The 3,475-nt window shown below is 52.6% G+C and carries 1 protein-coding gene and 1 pseudogene; both read left to right on the top strand.

All coding sequences use genetic code 11. The features are described 5' to 3' along the window. Nucleotides 1-313: 313 nt before the first annotated feature. Nucleotides 314-1,255: a ThiF family adenylyltransferase gene (locus ACI38B_RS00100; RefSeq protein ID WP_439729019.1), complete on the top strand. Its 942-nt coding sequence runs from the start codon at nt 314-316 to the stop codon at nt 1,253-1,255. Nucleotides 1,256-1,291: 36 nt separating this feature from the next. Continuing rightward, a pseudogene (locus tag ACI38B_RS00095) lies at nt 1,292-2,089 on the top strand (MFS transporter); the annotation flags it as partial. Nucleotides 2,090-3,475 lie beyond the last annotated feature (1,386 nt).

Raw genomic sequence — 3,475 nt, 5'->3', positions numbered from 1 at the left:
GTCTTGGCTCAGTGCAATAACCAAGTGTTGCTTGATTCCGATGGGGAATTGTGTTTTGTTCTATACGTGTTCTCTGTTGGCATATTGTATGTGTCATTCTTCTCGATAAGTGCTACCTTTCAATTGTAATGAAAGGGGGCGGTAACAATGATTCAGACATCAAATCAATATGATTTTGATCTTGGTGAGGTGTCGGTGATTTCAGCGCCGATTCTCACTGATATCAGTATTGGTATCAATAGCTGAATGACTTCATTCGGGGCGTGGATGAGTAACACTTGTCTGCGCCCCGAATGATTTTTTCGGAGTAAAAATGACTAATGAAATAGGATATAGACTCGCTGATGCTGTGTCAATATATGACAATGGTCAAGGCTATCTGTTAATTGTGCTCGGGCAGCGGGGGACAATTTGCCGTTTACCGTATCGACAAATGACGTTTGATCTGTTACAGTTCTTGGAATCTCCAGCAGATATTCAGTCGATTGAGACTAGATTCCCAGCTGTTACGCGTTCTTCTCTTCGAGCGGCTATTGACAAACTTGTCAGTTTGGACGTATTGCGTGTCGAACACGCTGAGCCGCGACAAATTAGATGCCTGCTGCTCGGATGCGGGTCTATTGGAAGTCATATTTATCGGCACATTTCAATGCTTGCTTTGGAACATATTACTTTGGTCGATCATGATGTTGTCACTGTAGACAACATTTACCGTCAGGATTACGTGCGAACAGACATTGGGAAGAAAAAGGTTGATGTGCTGAAATCCAGGGCGTCAAGATGTCTTTCTATAGATAGCATTGATAAAATGATAACTTGTCATAGTGAACTTGATGAATTAATTGACCGAGAGAAAATCAACTTAGTAATTCAAGCGGCAGACGTTCCAAGCACCACCGAAGTCGCAAGGATGATTAACTACTCATGTGATAAGAAAGATATAGCGTTCATTGTTAATCCGGGCTATTTTGATAATTCGGTAAGTTTGCCTGAATTCTATTATCCGAACAATAAATATGACTATATTTCTTCACACTTGGCAATCAAAGGCAAGCTATTGCTGCACCATGAGTCCGGTAAGCTTAGCTATCGATTATGTTCAACATTGGGATCGTTGGTAGCGGAACAGGTTGAAGATTATCGATGTCATTGCTGTCCTGCTCATTATGGAGAAAAGGGTTACTTCGATATATGTGATTATGCTTGGCATACTGAGCAAGTTTGTAAAGAACCAGTGCCGCCTAATCTTCTGTAGGATTCCAGTACTGGTAGGGTATGGATAAATTATTAGATGAGTAATTCGTTAAAGCTCGTTTCTGCTCCTGCGCGCGAAAGCAGGTTGTGGGATATCCCAGGTTACGTGCCATGGTTCACGGCGGACAGCGCGACGGCAGTTGGCGTTGCCCTGCGGTATCTGGCGGTCTCCCTGATCGGTTACAAGCTCACCGGATTGACCACAGCCGCAGGTTGGCTGGGCTCGTTGGCCGCGATCGCCCAGCAGGCGGCCGCCGTGTTCGGCGGAACATTCGCCGACCGGCACGACCGCAAGACACTGATCATCGTGAACGCGACAGCGGGTGTCATCTGCTGGGGGTCGGTCGCCGTGCTGCTCATGGCCGGCAGGTTGGTCTTCCCCGTGCTGCTTGCCATCGCGGTGTTTGAATCCGCGGTCAACGGGTTTCTCGGCCCCGCCTCGGATGCGATGCTCAAATCCATCGTCGATATTCGCTCGTATCCGAAAGCGCGCAGTCTCAACGAAGGTCGTGACGCGACCATCAATATGGCCGGTAGCCCGGTTGGCGGTCTGCTGTACGGCATCGCCCCGTGGCTGCCGTTCCTGTCGGCTGCGGTCATGTATCTGCTGGCAGGCGTGGCTGCGACACGTATCCGGGTTATCGGGAATCCGCGGAACGGTAGCGATAGCGGCAACGGCAACAGCGACGGTGGCGGCAACAGCGCAAATGCGAGCGGCGCGTCATTTATCCGTGATTTCACCGAAGGATGGTCGTGGTCGTTGCACCGCAGGATGCTGGTGTTGACGATGGTGTCGTCCGCACTGGCGAATTTCGGGGTCAATGGCTTTCAGTATGCGATTCAGCTGCATCTGATGCGCACCGGCGTGAACGCGACGCTCATCGGTTTCGTGAATACGGGCGTATTCCTCGCGATGCTGGCGGGTGCGTTCATCGCTGGGCGGATCAGCGATACTGCGCCGGTCGGGCCGGTGACATGCTGCGGATTCGTGTTCATCTGCATCGCTTCGCTGCCGATGCTGCTGACCGACACCTACTGGGTGTTGCTTATCGCCAACGCCGTGATGTGTCTGCCGTTCCCGATCATCAACGCGCTGCAACTCGGATTCATCTTCGGCAAGACGCCCGACACGATGCAGGGGCGTATCACCGTGACGCTTACCGTGCCGGCCCAGGCACTGTCCGCGTTCTGCTCGGCGACGGCCGGAAGCCTGCTGCCCGCTTTCGGATTCAGCGGGACGATGCTGGTGTTCTGGGCGGTGATGCTCGTCAGCATGCTGCTGATTGTCAGTTCGCGCAGCCTGCGCACCATCCCGCGCGCCGACCAGTGGGATCGCACACCGCTGGAGTAGCGGAGGGCAACACAACAAACCAGACTGTGCGCCGATGCGCTGCTCTCCGCACACGTCTTCCATTCCGCAAACCGGCTGCGCTGACAGGACGATGAGTGCGGTCAGTTTGCGGCAGTCAGTTTGGGAAGAACTCAAAATCTCGATTCAGCAGGCTCAAATCACGAGTTTTCAGATTGTGGTCTGGAAAACTCGGTGGAAGAGGCTAATCCCGGGAGAAATTGAGAAATCCGGATGTCCGTTTGCGCGACCGATTCTATGAAAACTTCCGGATGCGCGCGGGAGTTTAGCGCGAAACATGAATCCGGCGAAGTTCTCCCGGGAACGGCTTCAAGGTCGATTTTTGAGAATCGCGGAATTCCAACGTTTTTGTTGAGAGATTATGCATGAGAGTACCGGATTCTCGTAAACTCCCGCGTCCGGCACGGGAGTTCAGCGGCGAATTCCCGAAGTCAGCGTAAACTCCCGCGGAATCTGGGAGATTATGGCCCGACGAGGTCTACCAGAACGAACTCCCAGATTGGCCGCCGTTCAGCCAGACGAAAACGACCCAGCACCGGCGGAATCGAACAAACAAGCGCCACAACCACCATCAAGCAGTCGGCAACGTCATTATGAGCTGATAGGAACCAACCTTCTTGTCCGTCATCCCAGTAAACGTTGCGTTAGTTGACATGTCAGGGTATTATTCTCGAACAGTGTGTAAACACACTATTCACGTATACTTCTGGCGTGTCCGGCGATGGGGTGCCCGCGGCGGATGTCGGACACGATTTCCCGATCCGGTCCTGTTCCCGGACCACGCAGTTTGCGACCATGCACGCTAGGGGAACCGGATCGCCGTACGCCTGCCACTGCTCGAGCCGACCGACG

It is taken from the genome of Bifidobacterium sp. (assembly GCF_051876855.1).
Classification (GTDB): Bacteria; Actinomycetota; Actinomycetes; order Actinomycetales; family Bifidobacteriaceae; genus Bifidobacterium.
This window is presented reverse-complemented; position numbering and strand designations above follow the sequence as displayed.

Excerpts from the sequence above, each read along its gene's own strand:
- ACI38B_RS00100 (WP_439729019.1), top strand. The coding sequence starts at position 314 with ATGACTAATGAAATAGGATATAGACTCGCTGATGCTGTGTCAATATAT.